The sequence below is a fragment of the Dactylosporangium sp. NPDC005555 genome, assembly GCF_040605635.1.
Taxonomy (GTDB): Bacteria; Actinomycetota; Actinomycetes; order Mycobacteriales; family Micromonosporaceae; genus Dactylosporangium.
Genome location: NZ_JBEXDG010000107.1, coordinates 1 through 15,711 on the forward strand (window position 1 = coordinate 1; position 15,711 = coordinate 15,711).

Annotated in this window: 20 protein-coding genes and 1 pseudogene; 17 read left to right on the forward strand and 4 right to left on the reverse strand. The window is 69.6% G+C overall.

All coding sequences use genetic code 11. The features are described 5' to 3' along the window. Positions 1-392: cellulase family glycosylhydrolase (locus tag ABZS58_RS49415; protein ID WP_354791634.1), on the reverse strand; the 392-nt coding region annotated here is incomplete at its 3' end. Between the two features lie 554 nt (positions 393-946). Here ABZS58_RS49415 and ABZS58_RS49420 point away from each other — a divergent pair. Then, positions 947-2,083, forward strand: coding sequence for a multicopper oxidase domain-containing protein (locus ABZS58_RS49420; RefSeq protein ID WP_354791636.1), 1,137 nt, complete (start codon positions 947-949; stop codon positions 2,081-2,083). 583 nt (positions 2,084-2,666) lie between these two features. Then, positions 2,667-3,815 carry a hypothetical protein gene (locus ABZS58_RS49425; RefSeq protein WP_354791637.1) on the forward strand — a complete coding sequence of 383 codons (1,149 nt, stop codon included), beginning with the start codon at positions 2,667-2,669 and terminating at the stop codon, positions 3,813-3,815. A 112-nt stretch (positions 3,816-3,927) separates the two neighbouring features. On the opposite strand, the gene ABZS58_RS49430 is transcribed toward ABZS58_RS49425, so the two are convergent. Further along, positions 3,928-4,506: a hypothetical protein gene (locus ABZS58_RS49430; protein WP_354791638.1), complete on the reverse strand. Its 579-nt coding sequence runs from the start codon at positions 4,504-4,506 to the stop codon at positions 3,928-3,930. A gap of 73 nt (positions 4,507-4,579) precedes the next feature. Continuing rightward, on the reverse strand, positions 4,580-4,906 hold the full coding sequence (locus ABZS58_RS49435; protein WP_354791639.1) for a hypothetical protein: 327 nt from the start codon (positions 4,904-4,906) through the stop codon (positions 4,580-4,582). Positions 4,907-4,931: 25 nt separating this feature from the next. Between ABZS58_RS49435 and ABZS58_RS49440 the strand changes: the two genes are divergently transcribed. The 14 genes from ABZS58_RS49440 (at position 4,932) to ABZS58_RS49505 (ending at position 13,967) form a co-directional block, all read left to right on the forward strand. Then, a complete protein-coding gene (locus ABZS58_RS49440) occupies positions 4,932-5,540 on the forward strand; it encodes a hypothetical protein (protein WP_354791641.1) in 609 nt (202 codons plus the stop codon). After that, positions 5,537-5,815: a GYD domain-containing protein gene (locus tag ABZS58_RS49445; RefSeq protein ID WP_354791642.1), complete on the forward strand. Its 279-nt coding sequence runs from the start codon at positions 5,537-5,539 to the stop codon at positions 5,813-5,815. Before ABZS58_RS49440 ends, ABZS58_RS49445 begins: the two co-directional genes overlap by 4 nt. A 1,061-nt stretch (positions 5,816-6,876) precedes the next feature. Next, complete coding sequence (locus tag ABZS58_RS49450) at positions 6,877-7,482, forward strand: hypothetical protein (protein WP_354791644.1); 606 nt, start codon at positions 6,877-6,879, stop codon at positions 7,480-7,482. Between the two features lie 6 nt (positions 7,483-7,488). Then, entirely contained in the window at positions 7,489-8,541 is a 1,053-nt protein-coding gene (locus ABZS58_RS49455; protein WP_354791645.1) for an SRPBCC family protein, read from the forward strand. An 82-nt stretch (positions 8,542-8,623) separates the two neighbouring features. Further along, positions 8,624-9,037, forward strand: coding sequence for a gas vesicle protein GvpJ (gvpJ, locus tag ABZS58_RS49460; protein WP_354791646.1), 414 nt, complete (start codon positions 8,624-8,626; stop codon positions 9,035-9,037). A gap of 1 nt (position 9,038) precedes the next feature. After that, positions 9,039-9,833: a GvpL/GvpF family gas vesicle protein gene (locus ABZS58_RS49465; RefSeq protein WP_354791648.1), complete on the forward strand. Its 795-nt coding sequence runs from the start codon at positions 9,039-9,041 to the stop codon at positions 9,831-9,833. Next, complete coding sequence (locus ABZS58_RS49470) at positions 9,830-10,108, forward strand: gas vesicle protein GvpG (protein WP_354791650.1); 279 nt, start codon at positions 9,830-9,832, stop codon at positions 10,106-10,108. Before ABZS58_RS49465 ends, ABZS58_RS49470 begins: the two co-directional genes overlap by 4 nt. 3 nt (positions 10,109-10,111) lie before the next feature. Continuing rightward, positions 10,112-10,525, forward strand: a complete 414-nt coding sequence (gvpO, locus tag ABZS58_RS49475) for a gas vesicle protein GvpO (RefSeq protein WP_354791652.1) — start codon at positions 10,112-10,114, stop codon at positions 10,523-10,525. Positions 10,526-10,535: 10 nt separating this feature from the next. Then, the gene (locus tag ABZS58_RS49480) at positions 10,536-10,994 is read left to right on the forward strand and encodes a gas vesicle protein (RefSeq protein WP_354791653.1); all 459 of its coding nucleotides are present in this window, start codon (positions 10,536-10,538) and stop codon (positions 10,992-10,994) included. Positions 10,995-11,021: 27 nt separating this feature from the next. Further along, entirely contained in the window at positions 11,022-11,807 is a 786-nt protein-coding gene (locus ABZS58_RS49485; protein ID WP_354791655.1) for a GvpL/GvpF family gas vesicle protein, read from the forward strand. Continuing rightward, complete coding sequence (locus ABZS58_RS49490) at positions 11,804-12,028, forward strand: gas vesicle protein (RefSeq protein WP_354791656.1); 225 nt, start codon at positions 11,804-11,806, stop codon at positions 12,026-12,028. Before ABZS58_RS49485 ends, ABZS58_RS49490 begins: the two co-directional genes overlap by 4 nt. Next, positions 12,025-12,393: a gas vesicle protein K gene (locus tag ABZS58_RS49495; RefSeq protein ID WP_354791657.1), complete on the forward strand. Its 369-nt coding sequence runs from the start codon at positions 12,025-12,027 to the stop codon at positions 12,391-12,393. Before ABZS58_RS49490 ends, ABZS58_RS49495 begins: the two co-directional genes overlap by 4 nt. Positions 12,394-12,488: 95 nt before the next feature. Then, a complete protein-coding gene (locus ABZS58_RS49500) occupies positions 12,489-13,394 on the forward strand; it encodes a hypothetical protein (RefSeq protein ID WP_354791662.1) in 906 nt (301 codons plus the stop codon). A 225-nt stretch (positions 13,395-13,619) separates the two neighbouring features. Further along, the gene (locus tag ABZS58_RS49505) at positions 13,620-13,967 is read left to right on the forward strand and encodes a DUF6401 family natural product biosynthesis protein (RefSeq protein ID WP_354791659.1); all 348 of its coding nucleotides are present in this window, start codon (positions 13,620-13,622) and stop codon (positions 13,965-13,967) included. A 252-nt stretch (positions 13,968-14,219) separates the two neighbouring features. Here ABZS58_RS49505 and ABZS58_RS49510 read toward each other — a convergent pair. Next, a pseudogene (locus ABZS58_RS49510) lies at positions 14,220-14,480 on the reverse strand (hemerythrin domain-containing protein); the annotation flags it as partial. A gap of 4 nt (positions 14,481-14,484) precedes the next feature. Between ABZS58_RS49510 and ABZS58_RS49515 the strand changes: the two are divergent. After that, the gene (locus ABZS58_RS49515; RefSeq protein ID WP_354791661.1) at positions 14,485-14,640 is read left to right on the forward strand and encodes a DUF6131 family protein; all 156 of its coding nucleotides are present in this window, start codon (positions 14,485-14,487) and stop codon (positions 14,638-14,640) included. Positions 14,641-15,711 lie beyond the last annotated feature (1,071 nt).

A 15,711-nucleotide genomic window follows, 5' to 3' on the forward strand; every position in this document is an offset into this window, starting at 1 on the left:
ACGCTCTCGAAGACCAGCTTCGGCGACGAACCGCGGAACGCGGCCGCGAGCTGCGTCCACAGCGCGTTGTACTTGTTCTGGACGTTCGCGCGGTCACCCGGCATCGTGTTGAGCCACTGCCACGAGTCGTGGTGGACGTTGATCATGACGTAGAAGCCGTCGGCGAGCGCCCAGTCGACGACCTCCTTGACCCGGGCGAGCCAGGCCGCGTCGACGGTGTAGTTCGGCGCGCCGCCCATGTGCTGGCCCCAGGTGACCGGGATACGGACGCTGTTGAAGCCCTGGGCGCGGATGTTGTCCAGCAGAGCGGCGGTGACCCGCGCCGAGCGCCAACGCCAGCCGGGCCCGGAGCGTGTGCCTTCCGCCGAGCAAACCGGCCATGACGCCTCCAAGTGGTTTCGAAACCCGCCCACTCCGGACGACGGCCGGACAGTAAGGAGACGTACGAATAGCTGTCAATGCGTCGAAACCCCGCGAACGGCATGGCCACGCTCCGGGCGTGAACGTTTCACGGACCCGGCCCGCGGGGAGGCGACTTTCGGATCGTATAGCGGAAGTTCGGCTCCTACACGCCGAACTTACGTTGACGCAACTCTTTCTTTTGGAACAGGTGACGGATACGGTGGCGGCTATGCGTTGACGGATCGAGTGCCGCCCCGCGTCGCGGGATCCCGGCGGTCACTCCAGCGTGCCGTCACCGCAGCACCCTGCCTGCTGCGCGCCTTCCCTCCGGGCGTGCCGCACCCGCATCGTTCCGTTTCCCCAGCCTGACGCCGCCCGCCGGCGACCGGTGCATCCGGTCATCGGCAGTTCGCCCGTCCGGCTGCACCACAGGAGGTTCCATGTTCAGCGTTCCAAGGGACTGCACCATGTCCAGGAACAGGATCAACCACCGCGGCCTGTCCCGAGGCCTTGCCGGCCGCACGGTCGTGCTGCGAGGTGTCCGATGAGGGCCTGGCGCCTGATCGAGGACGGGCCGGCGGAGCCGCGGCTCACCCCCGAGCGTCCGCGTGCCGTCGGACGGTACCTGGTCGTCGCGGTGGTCATGCTGGTCGCCGTGGTCGGCGCCGGCGGACTGGCCGCCGCCCAGACCGGGATGTTCGCCGAGCGTCCGGACGGCTGCGCCACGCCGGACCGCACCACCCAGTTGTACGCGGTGGAACTGCCCAAGGACGGCACGCAGACCCGGATCGGTTACGGCCTCACCCCGGAGACGGCGTCCTACCCGGGCCCGCTGATGGAGATGATGGAAGGGGAGTGCCTCGCCATCACCCTGCACAACCTGGTGCCCGAGGCTACTCTGGCGGCGCTGCGCACCAACCCGAGTCACCCGCTCGGCGTCTCGCTGCACGTACACGGCGTCAAGTACACCCAGGAGTCCGACGGCACGGTGCAGAGCGGGTCGTTCGTCCCGCCGGGCGGCACCCGCACCTACACCTGGTACGCCCAGCCCCGCAACACCAGGACCGGGGCGCAGGGCACCGCCGGGTACTGGTGGTATCACGACCACGTGGTGGGTGGCCCGCACGGCACCCAGGGGCTCGCCGCCGGCCTCTTCGGCGGCCTGGTGGTCCGCCGCCCGGGCGACCCGAAACCGGACCGTACCTACACGGTGCTCTTCGGCAACCAGCAGAGCATCAACCTGCGTCGTGGCGCGGCGATCGACACCTGCGCGGAGGTGAGCCCGCAGCCCGGCCCGACCTGCCTGGTCGCCCGCATGGGGGAGCGGGTGGAGTTCGTGGTGGTCGGCATCGGCAACGACATGCACACCTTCCACCTGCACGGGCACTCCTGGGCGGACACCCGGACGGGGGTGGTGGGCAATGGGCAGCCGCTTGCCGACTCGGTGCCGATCATCGACACCAAGGTGCTCGGCCCGGCCCAGACGTTCGGGGTCAGCGTGGTCGCCGGCGAATCGGTCGGACCGGGGCACTGGATGCTGCACTGCCACATGCAGTTCCACTCCGACGCCGGCATGTCGACGATGCTGCACGTGCTGGACAAGAACGGGAACATGCCGCCCGGCATGGAGCACCAGCACGCCGCCGCCGCACCCGCCGCCGACACCCACGTGCACAACTGACACCCCGGGGGGGCCTCGGCATCGAGGACCGGCGGCCCCGCCCGGGCCGATGACACCCGTCGAATTGCAGGTCCGAAATGGGCCATCAAGCAGAATCACACTCGATGGTATTGGGTCGAACGGCTATGTGGCGGTAAGGTTCAACGCATTGCGGGAACGGCGAAGGCCGTATTCGTGGCCGCACCAGTAGGTGTGATCTGGGCCACTGTGATTCCACGCCGATTTGCCCGATCCGGGGCTTACGTGGGGTTTTCTGATTGTACTGCTTCTTAGCCCTGACTTAGGAATGCTAAAGGTAGCGGTACATCGACCATTCATGGATTCATTCCGTCGCCGGGCCGTGGCATGCTTTCGAACGGAACGGTTACGGCAAGGTCTCGGACGGCGCAAAAGCGCTGGTCACGCAGCCGATTTCGGGTCCGCCGGAATGGGCAATCGCGTGCGCCGCAGACAAAGAAAGTTGCAGTTAGGTCTGGAACCCCGACCGACTTTCACGCCGACAAAAACTCCGACTGCCAAAAGCACCGACAGGCCAATGGCCGTCGACTGACGGATGTCGACTGACCGGGAGGATTCCCACAGCATGAACCCGCACTCCACCTCGCATGACTCCGCCGACGGGTCCCCGCGCCACCCCGCAGCCAGTCGCAGCCCGCTGCGCCGCGCGGGTGTCGGCATCGTGGCGGCCCTGCTCGCCACCGGCGGCCTGACCGCGTGCAAGGACACGCTCCCCGGCTACGGCGCCCTCCCCGGCTACAGCGCGCAGCCCAGCGCCTCCACGAGCACGGGCGGCAAGCCCTCCACGTCCGCACCGGCCAGCCCCTCTGCTTCGGCCGCCCCGACGACGTCGGCTCCGGCGTCGCCCTCCGCCTCCGCGTCCCCCACACCGACGGGCAGCACCTCGACGACGCCAGGCGCGGGCGGCAGCCCGACCTACACGGTCGCCGGCTACCCGGCCGCGCACAACACCGGCTACCCGCAGGGCCTGCCCGGCGACACACGTAAGAAGGTGACGCTGACGCCGTACACCGGCCCGATGACGATCACGGTCGCCGGCACGGTCATCGACGGCAAGGACATCAACGGCCACCTGGAGATCAAGGCCAAGGACGTGACGATCCGCAACAGCCGGATCCGCGTGGCCAACGTCCAGGCCGTGACCTCCACCGACGACAACGCGAACCTGCGCATCGAGGACACCGAGATCGACGGGCAGCTCAAGGACGCCTCGACCGGTGGCATCGCCCTCATCGGCCGCACCGGTTACACCCTGCTGCGGGTCAACGCCCACGGCTCCGGCGACATCCTGCGCATCGACGGCCGCGGCACCGTGCAGGACTCCTGGCTGCACGACCCGGGCGGCACCGGCTCCGCCCAGCACAACGACGTCATCCAGTCGACGAACGCCGTGTACGTCCGCATCCTGCACAACCGTCTGGAGAACCAGCACACCCAGACGTCGTGCATCCTGCTCAAGGCCGACATCGGCCCGATCAACGACGTGGTCGTCGACAGCAACCTGATGAACGGCGGCGGCTACTCGTTCTACTGGTACGACGCCAACTACAAGATCACCAACGGCAAGGTCACGAACAACAAGTTCATGCGCCAGTCCGGCGGCGGCTTCTGGCCCAAGGGCGGCTACTACGGCACTCAAGCCCTGAACGCGTCGACGCTCCCCACGTGGAGCAACAACACCTGGGCCGACAACGGCCAGCAGATCGGCAGGTAAGCCGGACGGGACCATCGGTCAGGGGGGCGCGACCCGGGACTGCGGGCCGCGCCCCTGACTTTGTCGGCGTGGTCGGCGTCGGTACGGCGTCGCCCGAGCCGATCAGGTGCCGCTAACGCACGTCGTTGATGCGGTCGTCCGCGAGGGTCATCAGGGCGGCGGGGTCGACCCTGCCGAGCGCCTCCCAGCAGCCGTGCCAGTGCCGGTCCCACAGCACCTCGGCGATCAGCCGCCGCGCGGCATCGGGCGGCACGACGTGGGACATGCGCAGCTTGGCGCGTGACCGCTCGTAGGGTTCCTCGATCCTCCAGGCGCCCGCGAAGTCACCGGCGACGGCGAGCCCGGCGGCGATGTCGCTGCCCAGGCTGCCGAGAAACATGTAGTCGCCCATCTGGCCGCCGCCGAAGTCGCTCCAGTTCGCCCAGCCGATGGAGCGCACGAACCTGTGCGCCCGCTGTGCGCCGCTTGCCGCCGCGACGGCACGTGTCACCCACATCCACACGGAGCGCAGCGGACTGTTGAGCGCCCGGCCGAGCGTGTCCGCCTCACCGGCGAGCTTCCTGGCCTGTTCCGTGCGGCCCGCTCTGGCGGCCTCCACCGCGACGACGGCCGCGGCCACCGCCCGGGACGCGGGGTCGTCGATGCGGCGCAGACAGGTCTGCGCGCCGTCGATGTCACCGGCGGTGGCCACCTCCGAGACGAACCCTTCGAGGCCGTCGGCGCGGCCCTCCTTGGGCCATGACTCGTACGCCTGTCGCAGCAGCTCATCGGCCTGCCCGCGGTCGCCGGCGCGCGAAGACCGACGCTGCCCGTACCAGCGCCGCTGCCCGGATCCGGGCGCCGCGGATGCCCTGTGCCAGCTCGATCCCGCGCGCCGCGTCGCCGGTGGCCATGAGCTCGGCGACCACCAGGACCGCCGCCTTCTCGCCCGCGACGGCGGCGGCGAGCGCCACACCGACCTGCGGCGAGCCGAGGGTGACCCACAGCGCCGGGAGCTCCGTCGGCAGCCCGGCGCGACGCGCGGCGAGCCGGTCCGCACGGACGCCGAGCCGAGCGAGGGTCACCAGGTCGACGTCGTCGGATTCGGCCACGGCGCCGGCGGCGACAGCGATCTCGGTGAAGCCTGCCGCGCTGCTGCCGCTCGCGGTGAGCAGCGGGCGCTCCGGTCAGCTCCACCAGGTCGGCCAGGTGCAGGCCGCCACCGGACGCGGTGACCAGCCCGAGCACATCGCGCTGCAGCGCTGTGCCGCGCATGAGCCGGCGCAGCTCGCGGGTCATCTCCGAGCGCAGGACCGTCGCGTGCGGCGACACCGTCAATACCCGGACGATCGCCGGGTCACGCAGCGGGTGGCCGTCGGGCACGTCGTACGGGATGGGCGGATGCGGCCTGGCGCTCACGACGATCTTCAGTCCGGCCGGCGGTCGCTCCGGCAGCACGGCGGCGATGCTGTGCGCCTCCGGCCCGGCCACCGCGCCCCGGTCCTCGTCGAGCCCGTCGACGACGAGCACGAGCCGCCCGCACCGCTCGGTGGCCCGGCGCAACAGCCCGAGCAGCCAGGACTCGCGGGTGGCCTCGGTCAGCAGCGGCGGCACCGGCTCGTCCAGCAGGTCGGCGAGCTGCTCGACGAGCACGTCGACGAACGCCGAGCGGTCGCTCTGCCCGGCGAACCTGGCGGTGACGAAGAACGCGACGACCCGCACGCCGACCGGCGGGGTCCAGCGTGAACGCCGCCAACAACGCGGACTTGCCCGTCCACGCCGGCGCCCGCCACCACAGGTACACGCCGTCGTCGCCACGGCAGAACTCGGCGAGCGCTGAAAGTTCGGCACCTCGCCCCAGCAACGCGGAGCTGCCCGACAACGCGACGGCCGCCGCGGCCTGCCTTGCCGCCGCCGCCTCCGGTGCGGTCGGCACGCAGACGGTCGTGCTGCTGACGCCGGACGAGATCGATCAGGCCGCCCGGCAGAAGGTCAGTTACCGGCCACCGGGTGCCCAGTAGGCCAGAATCCAGGGCCAGGGTTCAGCCGCGGATCTGGTCGGCGACGGGGCAGCCGTACAGGCAGCCGTGCAGGATGACGGCGGTCACCGGCAGAAGCCACCGCGCGGGTCGCAGCACCGCCGTGACAGGGTGCACGGCGACGGCGATGCAACCGGCACGCTCTGGCCGAGCTGGTCTGACAGCCACCAAACTCCTCCAGGAGCGGAGCAGGCCGGTTGCCCATCGCGTTGCGGGGCCATCCGGACGCCGGCTGTTCAAGGGCACGACCGAGGTGTGGAGTGACGGGCGGGTCACACAACCGGTATTCGATAAGTAAGAATGCATCAATGCATTCACGTTCCGGGGTGATCGTTGCCGTTGACACGCCGAAAACGTGTGCACATACCGATAGCGTAACCAGCCCTAGGCCGCAGCCGGTCACCGGGCCGGCGTCAACCCGGGCCGCGTGGACGCCGTCCTTCCGGCCCGCCGGTGACGTGCGTATCGTCCGCGACACCGGCGCGACGATCGACGTCGCCTGGGCCGACCCTACCGGCGAGACCCGGCCGACCATCCTGTTCCTCGCCAAAGACGACACGCCAGCGGCCGTCGCGGCGACCGTGCAGGCCGCCGCACTCGTGACGGTCCGGGTGTCGCGGACCATCCCCTGTTTCACCCCGGCCCGCCGGCGGTGCGGCGGGAGCGGCTGCGGCCCGACCTGGCACCGAGAGGGCGTCACGGGCCTTGGCATGCGCGCGGTCCTCCTGGAGGCAGTGCGCCGGAGGTTGGTCGGCGGTCAGGAGGACATGCGGGTGGACATCGCGTTTACGTCGCTGCGAGCTACTGCCGTACCTGCGGTCGGCGGGAAGCAAGGTGGCTCCGAGGGCAGGCCATCGCGTGTCGCGCGTGGGTGTGCAGTGGCCGTGAAATGCGAGTTTCGCCGCTGGGTGGCGGGGGTAGAAAATCCGTTTAGTGCATCAAATGCATAGTCTTGTTCATGTTTCGTGCCGGTCGCGTGTATTTCCCGCGTGGCACGGGCCGCGCTGGCCGGCCGGGGTGGATTTGGGCAGAAGGGGGAGACCGTGAACTGCAGGACGCAGGTGGTTCTGGCTGCCGGTATCGGTTATCTGTTGGGGCGGCAGCACAAGCTGCGGTGGGGGCTGTTGCTGGCCGCCGCTGCGGCCAGTGGTCGGCTCAGCCGCCCGGGCGGGTTGTTGCAGCACGGGGTGCGAGCGCTCGGTTCGTCGCCGGAGATCGGCAAGCTCGGCGAGTTGGGTGCGCCCTTGGTGGAGGCCACGAAGGATGCGGCGCGGGCCGCGGTGACCGGTCGGATCGGCTCGATGAGCGACCGGATGCGCGGCCGGGCCGACGCGCTCCGCGAGCCACGGAAGGCGCGCAAGCCGGAGGAGGAGCGGCCCGAGGACCGGGAGCCGGAGGAGCCGGAGGAGGAAGTGCGCGAGCGGCCGGCCCGGCGCCCGCGAGCGGCCTCGCCCGAGCCGGAACGAGACGAGGAAGAGTACGCGTCGTCCGGAGAGCGTGGCGACGGCCGCTCCGGGCGGCAGGCCGCCCGTCGGTCACCGCCCGCTGAGGACTACGAGCGTGAGGACGACCAAGAGGAAGACGAGGAACCGGTGCCGGCCCGCGCGCGGTCGGGTGGGCGGCCACCCGTGCGCCGCAGGGAAGGATAGCGTGCCATGGCTGGGCAATCGAGCACCAAGGCCGCTGGGGGCATCGGCGAGAAGATCGCCGAGTTGCTCGTGCGGGAGCTGGGGAATCTGCTCTCGGCTGCCGGGCAGCGGGCGGTCGACGCAGCCGGTCAGAAGCTCAGTTCGGTGACCGATCGCCTGACCGAGTACGCGAGCGGTCAGGGTGGCGGTCAGGGTGGAGCAGGCATCGTCGCCGCGGTGACCGGCGCGAAGAAGGTCGCCGAAGGGAAGTCGCCGCTGCGGGCGGCGTTCAGCGGAGGGCTGGCCGGCATGAAGGAGAAGGTCAAGGGCCTGTTCGGCGGCGGCAAGGGCGGCAAGGCCAAGAAGCTGAAGCTGACCAACATCGAGGAGACGCTCGATGTCGGTGTGCCGGTGCGGGTCGCGTACAACCAGTGGACCCAGTACGAGGACTTCCCCAGCTTCATGAAGAAGGTCGAGAACGTCGATCGGCCGTCGGACGAGAAGACCAACTGGAAGGCGCAGGTCTTCTGGTCCCACCGCACCTGGGAGGCCACGACCATCCAGCAGGTACCCGACCAGAACATCGTCTGGCGTTCCAAGGGACCGAAGGGACACGTCGACGGGGCCGTCACGTTCCACGAGATGCTGCCGAACATGACGCGCATCATGCTGGTCATGGAGTACCACCCGCAGGGGCTCTTCGAGCGCACCGGGAATCTCTGGAGGGCGCAGGGTCGCCGGGCCCGCCTGGAGTTCAAGCACTTCCGCCGGCACGTGATGACGCAGACGATCCTCAAGCCGGATGAGGTCGAGGGCTGGCGCGGCGAGATCCGCGACGGCGAGGTCGTCAAGGACCACGAGACCGCGATGCGCGAGGAGCAGGAGGCGCGTGAGCGGGAGCAGGGCGGCCACGAGGAGGACAGGCGTCCGCAGCGCGAGGACCGTCCGTCGCAGGAGGAAGGATCGCAGGAGGAAGGCGAGCACGAGGACCGGTTCGAGGGAGATGAGGAGGAAGCGGAGAGAGAGGCGACCCAGAAGCGGCCGGCGCGACAGCGGCGGGAGGATGCCCGGGCTCGCTGACCGGCTGCGGCCGTCAGAGACGACCTGGCACCAGAAACGCAGAACCGGGACAACCAGGACCAGAACCCGAGGTATCAACACGATGAGCACGGCACTCCAGCAGGGTGGCGGCGGTGGAGCCCTCGATCGGCCGTCGTCCGCGTCGCTGGCCGACGTGATCGACACGATTCTCGACAAGGGACTCGTCATCGACGCGTACGTGCGGGTGTCGCTGGTCGGCATCGAACTGTTGTCGATCGACGCACGCATCGTCGTGGCCAGCGTCGACACATACCTGCGGTTCGCGGATGCGGTGAACCGTCTGGACATCTCGCAGGAGAAGGAGGGACTGCCGGAACTCGTGCAGGACCTGACGCAGGGGGGCGCCAAGCACAAGGTGAAGGGCGGCGTCCAGGGCGTCCTGGAGGCTGCTGGGGAGAAGCTGAAGGACGTGGTCGACGGCCAGGCCGAACCGGAACGTGTTCCGCGTCGCCGACGCCAGGCGGAGGAGGAGTGACATGTCGACGGCCACCGAATCGGCCGGGACAACTGGGCAGGCACAGGCAACGGGAGTCTACGTCTACGGCATCGTTCCAGAGGACGTCGAGACGGACCCCGAAGCCCACGGTGTCGGCGGCGAGTCGGCAACCGTGACCGTCGTGCGCCACGGCCGGATCGCCGCCCTGGTGACCGAGCTCGATCTCGACCGTCCACTCGGGACGCCGGATGATCTGCTCGGGCACGAACGGCTGCTGGATGCCACTGCGGCCGTGGTACCGGTGCTGCCGGCGCGCTTCGGTGCGGTACTGGCGGATCGGAAGGCCACGGTCGACGAACTCCTCGCGCCCCACCACGACGGGTTCGCCGCGGCGCTGCGCGAACTCGAAGGCAAGGCCGAGTACATCGTGCGGGCCCGTTACGTGGAGGGGGCGGTGCTACGCGAAGTGATCGAGTCGGATCCGGCACTCGAACAGCTCCGTGCGCAGATCCGGGACAAGCCGGAGGAGGCGACCCGGAACGAACGCATTGCGCTCGGTGAAGCCATCAACAACGCGCTCGACGCTCGACGGCAGACGGACGGCAGACGGGTGGCGCAAGCGATCGCGCCGTCGACCGCCGGCGTCATCGTGCGCGACGCGGCCGGCGAGCTCGACGCCGCCAACGTGGCCGTGCTCGCCGAGACCAGCCGGGAATCGGAACTCGTACAGGCGGTGGAGGACCTGGTCCGGGAATGGGCCGGACGAGTCGAGATACGGCTGCTCGGCCCGTTGGCACCGTACGACTTTGTCGCGGATCTACGGCCGGGGGCATGACCATGGGACTCATCGGCGGGATCCTGACCCTGCCCTTCGCGCCGGTTCGGGTGACGCTCTGGGTGGGTGAGCTGATCCGCGAGCAGGTCGAGCATCAGCTGTACGACCCGGCAGTGATCCGGCGTCAGATCGAGCAGCTCGACGAGGACAGATCAGCCGGCCGGATCGCCCCTGCGGAGGCCGACCGGCAGCAGCGGGAACTCATCGCCCGGCTGGTCCGGCCGGTCGGGCGCTCGGAACCGACGACTGCGACCGGCAGGAGGCAGGAGGGCTGACCCGTGCCTGGTGGACGCAACGCTGCGGACAGGCGCACGGATGCGTCGTACGAAGACTACGACGAGGCGGCGTACGACGAGCAAGGAGACGAGAAAGCAGAACGGCGGCCGCGTGCGCGGACACCGGCGGGGCCGCTCGGTGACGAGCAGAGGCGCCCGGAGGCATTGTCACCGGTGACCGTCACCCGAGCCGTCCTGCGGGACGTCGCCGAGCTGACCGGCAAACAACCGTCGGGTATCACGGCCCTGGAGCGCGACAACGGTGGCTGGGTGGTCGAGGTCGAGGTCGTCGAGGACCGGCGCATCCCATCATCCGGCGACATACTGTCGATCTACCGGGCGCAGGCCACCGCCGCCGGGTCATTGACCGCGTTCCGCCGGATCCGCCGCTATCAGCGCGGACGGGGCAACGACTAGGTGGCATGAGATGACCCAGGCATCCCACTCCGGCGCGATGTTCGGCCCGAGTTCCGCGAACCCGGCGACTTCCGGGCACGAGCCGGCCAACCTCGGCGACATCCTGGAGCGCGTCCTCGACCGCGGCATCGTGATCGTGGGCGACATCCGGGTGAGCCTGCTGGACATCGAACTCCTCACGCTCAAGCTGCGGCTGGTGGTCGCGTCGGTCGATACCGCGCGCCAGATGGGCATCGACTGGTGGGAGCACGACCCGTGGCTCACGTCGCGCGCACGCGGAGAGTTGCCCGCGGGCACCGCCGGCGCCGAAGCGCTTGAGGCCAAGGCCGGGGCCGAGGCGATCGAAGCCGGGGCCGAGGCGGTCGAGTCCGGCATTGAAGCGGAGGAGCGTCGAGCCGGCCGTTCGCCGCAGCCGGCGTCTCGACGCGGCGACACCCACCCGGTACACCGGCAGGTCCAGCGTGGGTGACAACCGGCAACCTGCCGAGGACACGTCATGGCCGTGAAATCGGGTGTCTGGCTGCACGCCGTGACCCGCGACGCCGATCCGTGCGGGCTGGACGGCCTCACCGGGATCGGCGGTTGCGCCGTGCGCACCGTCCAGGCCGGAGGGCTGGTCGCGGTGGTCAGCTCCGTGGACCTGGCGCAGTTCGGGGAGGAACCCCTGCGCCGCAACCTCGAAGACCTGGACTGGCTGGAGACGGTCGCCCGGGCCCATCACACCGTCGTCGAGGCGGTTGGTCGTTCCCGCCCGGTGGTTCCGGCCCGGCTCACGACCGTCTACCGCGACGACGCCGGGCTCCGGGCGATGCTCGAACAGCGGCGCGGCGACTTCGACGCCGTGCTGGACCGGGTCAGTGGCCGAACGGAATGGGGCGTGAAGATGTACGCCGCACCGACCGCGTCGGCGTCCGAACCCAGCGGCACGTCGTCGTCCGGCACCGTCCGCCCGGGAACGGCCTACCTACAGCGGCGCCGCGCGCAGCTGTCAGCCGAGGACCAGCGGTGGCAACTGGCGGTAGCCGGCGCTGAGGAGGTACACGCGGCGCTCACCGGCTGCGCCGCAGCGGCCCGGCGTCATCCACCGCAGGACCGCCGCCTTACCGGCCGGACGGAGCCGATGCTGCTCAACGGCGCATACCTGGTCGAACTTCGGGACTCAGGGCGGTTCGGGGACGCGGTCACCGCGCAGGCGGCCCGCCACCCTGGGCTCCACCTGGAGTTGACCGGGCCGTGGCCCCCCTACTCGTTCGTCACGATCGAGGAGGAGCCACCGCGATGACACTGGGCAATACGCCGGCGAACGGCACCGTGGCGATGCCCGAGCGGGTCGCCCTCGTCGACCTACTCGACCGGCTGCTCGCCACGGGCGTGGTCATCACGGGCGAGGTGACACTGTCCATCGCCGACGTCGACCTGGTGTACATCTCGCTCCGCGCGCTCATCGCGTCAGCCGGCACGGTCGCTGCCCATCCGCCCACCAGCGAGGACAGGACACAGTGACCGGGCCCCGCGACGGCATACCGTCGCCTGCTGCCGGGCGTGAGCCGTCCGAGTCCGCAGTTCGGGTACCGTCGGTCCGTCCACTGGGCCGGCGAATCGAGGTCGACCGCGATGCGGTTGAGCACGGATTTGCCAGCCTGGTGCTGACCATCGTCGAGCTCCTGCGACAGCTGATGGAGCGGCAGGCCCTACGCCGTGTCGACGTCGGTGACCTCACCGACGATCAGATCGAGCGGATCGGGGAAACCCTTATGGCGCTGGAGGAGCAGATGGGTGAACTGCGCGAGCACTTCGGCCTGTCGCCTGAGGACCTCGACCTCGACCTCGGGCCGCTCGGGCCGCTGCTGCCGCGCGACCCACCATGACCCTGCGGGTGACAGATCGGTGTGGTGATTGTGGTTCTCGGGTGACTTATCGGGTATAGGAAGGGATCCTCCGCTGGCACAAACGAGGAGTCATGATGTCCGGATACCTCGCCGTGCGGAGCGTGGACATCAGCAACCCGCTGAGCAACATGCTCCGATCCGCGGCAGCCATACTTCCGAGGGCGATTGCGTTCATCGTCATCCTGATCGTCGGATACCTGGTGGCTCGCCTGCTGCGCGCGGCGGTCGACAAACTGCTGGAGCGCGTCGGCTTCGACCGGCTGGTAGAGCGCGGCGGTCTCAAGACAGCGCTTGCGCGGTCCCGCTACGACGCCTCCGGCATCGTCGCGCAACTCGTCTTCTACGCGGTGCTGCTGATCACCCTGCGGATAGCGTTCGACGTCTGGGGCCCGAACGCGGTGTCCACGCTCATCTCGGCTGTGATCGCCTGGCTGCCGCGGCTCTTCGTCGCGATCCTGATCGTCGTGGTCGCCGCCGCGATCGCCGCCGCGGTCAGGGACATCGTGTCCACCGCGTTGGGGGGATTCTCCTATGGTCGCGCTGTGGCGAACGTCGCCTCCGTGTTCATCCTCGGTATCGGCGTCATCGCCGCGCTCAACCAGATCGGGGTGGCGACCACTGTCACGACCCCGGTCCTGATCGCGGTTCTCGCCACCCTGGCCGGCATCTTGATCGTCGGCGTCGGCGGCGGGCTGGTGAAGCCGATGCAGGCGCGCTGGGACAGATGGCTGGACCGGGCGGAGACAGAGTCGGGCCGCCGCTCCGAACTCCCGAAGGCGTACACGGCCGGCCAGAGCGACGCCGAGCGGCTGATGACAGAAAAGCCGCAGCCGGTCGCCGCCGGCCCGCAAGCCTCTCCCACGTACCGCGACCAGGCCGCCGGCCAGCGCGCCACCGGCCCGTCGCAGCCTACGTCCGCTGCAGACGGCACAAGGACCGTGCCGCCGCAGCCCGGTCAACGTCCCCCAACGGCACCGTAGAACGGGTGCCCACCGCGGCGGTGGCTGCGACCTCCCAGGCCGTGCCACCGCCGTTCGCGTGAGCCGGCAACACCGGCAACCACAGGCCTGCCAGGGTCGCCGGCTCCGGTGGATCGGCCGGACTCGCCCGGTTGGCCAGCCGGTCGATAGCCGAACGGTCATGATGTCGGCAAAGGACCAGTTGGGGCTTTTCGCCCCGGTACGGCTTCTCTATGGTCTAGCTTCATGAGCATCCCCGCCTCGAACCTGGGCGCCGACCGCGCGACCGTGCAGATGCTGCTCGACCGCCTCCACCGACGGATCGGCGCCGCCGGCCTCGCGGCAGCAGCTGTGATTCCCGGCCTGTCAGCGCAGGTGGACCAGCACGCAGCCGAGGTTCGGGACCTGCTCGGCGTCCGCGGCCGTCATCCGACGCTCACAGCGTTGGCCAGCTACGGCGACGGCCTGCTGGACGGGGCGACGGACCGCGGATGGCAGCTGCCGCAGCACGATCTGGCGGGCTGGGCCGGCGCGGACGGCGTGGCGGTCCGGCTCGTGGCCCTGTGCGGCCTTGCCCGTAGCGCCACAGCGTAACGGCAGAAGCCACATTCGTCGGTCGGACCCGGCTTGCCGAAATCGGTGACACCGTTTAGGCCACGCCGCGGTCAACCTCGCGCAACCGCACTAGACGCTGAGGCGCGGCCCGTTCTGTTATACGCGCTCGCAGTCCTGGACCTGCGCAAGCCCGGCTGGATCCGCACGGTGGCGGGGGTGTCGCGGCGCTCGGTGAACTCGTTTGTCGACAAGCTGCCGCAGACACCGAAGCCGTCTTGCTAAGGGCGGTGCTCAGGCGCGGACGGCGTCGAGTGCCTTCTTCAACGCGGCGGGCTGGGTGGGCTTTGTCGGCGCCTTCGGCCGCAGCTCCACCATCCTCGCGCCGATCTCCTGCAACTGGTTGCGGCCGAGGCCCTCGCGGACCTTCGGGAACCAGTCCTGCTCCTCTTCCTCGATGTGGTGCGTCACGTTCTCGATGAGCACGGTGACCTTCGCCACGAAGTGCTCGTCGTCGGCGTCCATCGTGGACAGTTCGAGGCACAGCACGTCGGCACGTATGTTCATCCTCGGCATCATCCCGCTCCTACTCGGCTGGTTCCTCCACATCACGATCCTGACAACGATCGGCGTGATCCTCATCGTGATCGGGGCGGTGCTGTTCCTCCTGGGCTCGATCGGACGGCCCATCGCCGGACGGCGACATTACTGGTAGCCGACACCGGTCCAGGAACAGCGCACGGTGCCGTCGTCCCGTCTGCAGGTCGATTCGTCGGCACGCCCGGTCCTATGACAGTTGCCCGGATCCAGGCAGTGGGCACGTGTCAGAGGGTGTCAGGTCCGACGCTAGGCCACTGCTCTGGTCCCGTCTGCTGGGCAAGGTTCTAGGTCGAGCCGATACATCATCGGCGGGTGCGGGGTCACAGGCATCGGCCCGCCGACCGGACCCGGCACGACAATCGGTGGGGATCCTTCACACCACCCGGCTGGACCTGTGATCGGTGGACAGCCCACGCAGCGGAGATGGCCACCGATCACAGGCGGCAGGTGCCCGGCGGTTCCGCAAGCCACCGAGCGTCGGGTCGCACCCCGTTGCCAGACCCCGTGGCAAGGTGCCCGCCGGCCTACCGTTCAAACCGGCTGGTACCAAGGTCCGCGCAGCGATGACGGGGGGCACTCCGTCTGGGAGAGGTTCCCCGCGTCCGCGGCTGTCGCCTGAGGCTCGTACATCGGGGGCCGTCATGCACATCCGCGTGCAGGGACGGCCTCTGGGCGTCGTACGGTCGGCACACGGCTCCGGTCCCGTCAAAAATCGATGGGACCGGAGCATGGGTGGTCCGCTGCGGCGCAGTATCAGCGCATCGGGTGCCGGTGCTGCGGTGGCGCGGAGGGCGGCCCTCACCGGGCCCGGCGCGGAGTTCGACGCCGAACTGCCCACTCCTTTGCGAGGTACAGCCTTATCGGTTGACGACGCGTTGTGTACCCGGGTGGCGCCGGGTCATGCCCCGCCCGTGCTCGACGTAACCGGCGGGGCTACTCACGCCGGCAACCATGCAGCGTGCACCTCATGCCGCCGCACCCGCATGCCGCAGCACCCGCGTTTTCGAACTCAGTGGTCGGCGTTTCGACGGTCGGCGTACGGGTAGCGACCGGCGCCGGGGCCTGCATGGGTCGCTGCAGACGTTTGCATGTCCTCGATCTTGGAGTCGGCGTGACCGCGATAAAGCCCCAGCCGGTGCCGGTGCCCAGTCGCCTACGACAGGTCCGGCCGACGGTCAGAGGCTCC

Bases quoted from the DNA above. Each gene is read 5' to 3' on its own strand.
- ABZS58_RS49485 (WP_354791655.1), top strand. From the start codon at position 11,022: ATGGCCGTGAAATCGGGTGTCTGGCTGCACGCCGTGACCCGCGACGCC.
- ABZS58_RS49505 (WP_354791659.1), top strand. From the start codon at position 13,620: ATGAGCATCCCCGCCTCGAACCTGGGCGCCGACCGCGCGACCGTGCAG.
- ABZS58_RS49470 (WP_354791650.1), top strand. From the start codon at position 9,830: ATGACCATGGGACTCATCGGCGGGATCCTGACCCTGCCCTTCGCGCCG.
- ABZS58_RS49425 (WP_354791637.1), top strand. From the start codon at position 2,667: ATGAACCCGCACTCCACCTCGCATGACTCCGCCGACGGGTCCCCGCGC.
- ABZS58_RS49465 (WP_354791648.1), top strand. From the start codon at position 9,039: ATGTCGACGGCCACCGAATCGGCCGGGACAACTGGGCAGGCACAGGCA.
- ABZS58_RS49515 (WP_354791661.1), top strand. From the start codon at position 14,485: ATGTTCATCCTCGGCATCATCCCGCTCCTACTCGGCTGGTTCCTCCAC.
- ABZS58_RS49480 (WP_354791653.1), top strand. From the start codon at position 10,536: ATGACCCAGGCATCCCACTCCGGCGCGATGTTCGGCCCGAGTTCCGCG.
- ABZS58_RS49490 (WP_354791656.1), top strand. From the start codon at position 11,804: ATGACACTGGGCAATACGCCGGCGAACGGCACCGTGGCGATGCCCGAG.
- gvpJ (WP_354791646.1), top strand. From the start codon at position 8,624: ATGAGCACGGCACTCCAGCAGGGTGGCGGCGGTGGAGCCCTCGATCGG.
- ABZS58_RS49455 (WP_354791645.1), top strand. From the start codon at position 7,489: ATGGCTGGGCAATCGAGCACCAAGGCCGCTGGGGGCATCGGCGAGAAG.
- ABZS58_RS49500 (WP_354791662.1), top strand. From the start codon at position 12,489: ATGTCCGGATACCTCGCCGTGCGGAGCGTGGACATCAGCAACCCGCTG.
- ABZS58_RS49420 (WP_354791636.1), top strand. From the start codon at position 947: ATGAGGGCCTGGCGCCTGATCGAGGACGGGCCGGCGGAGCCGCGGCTC.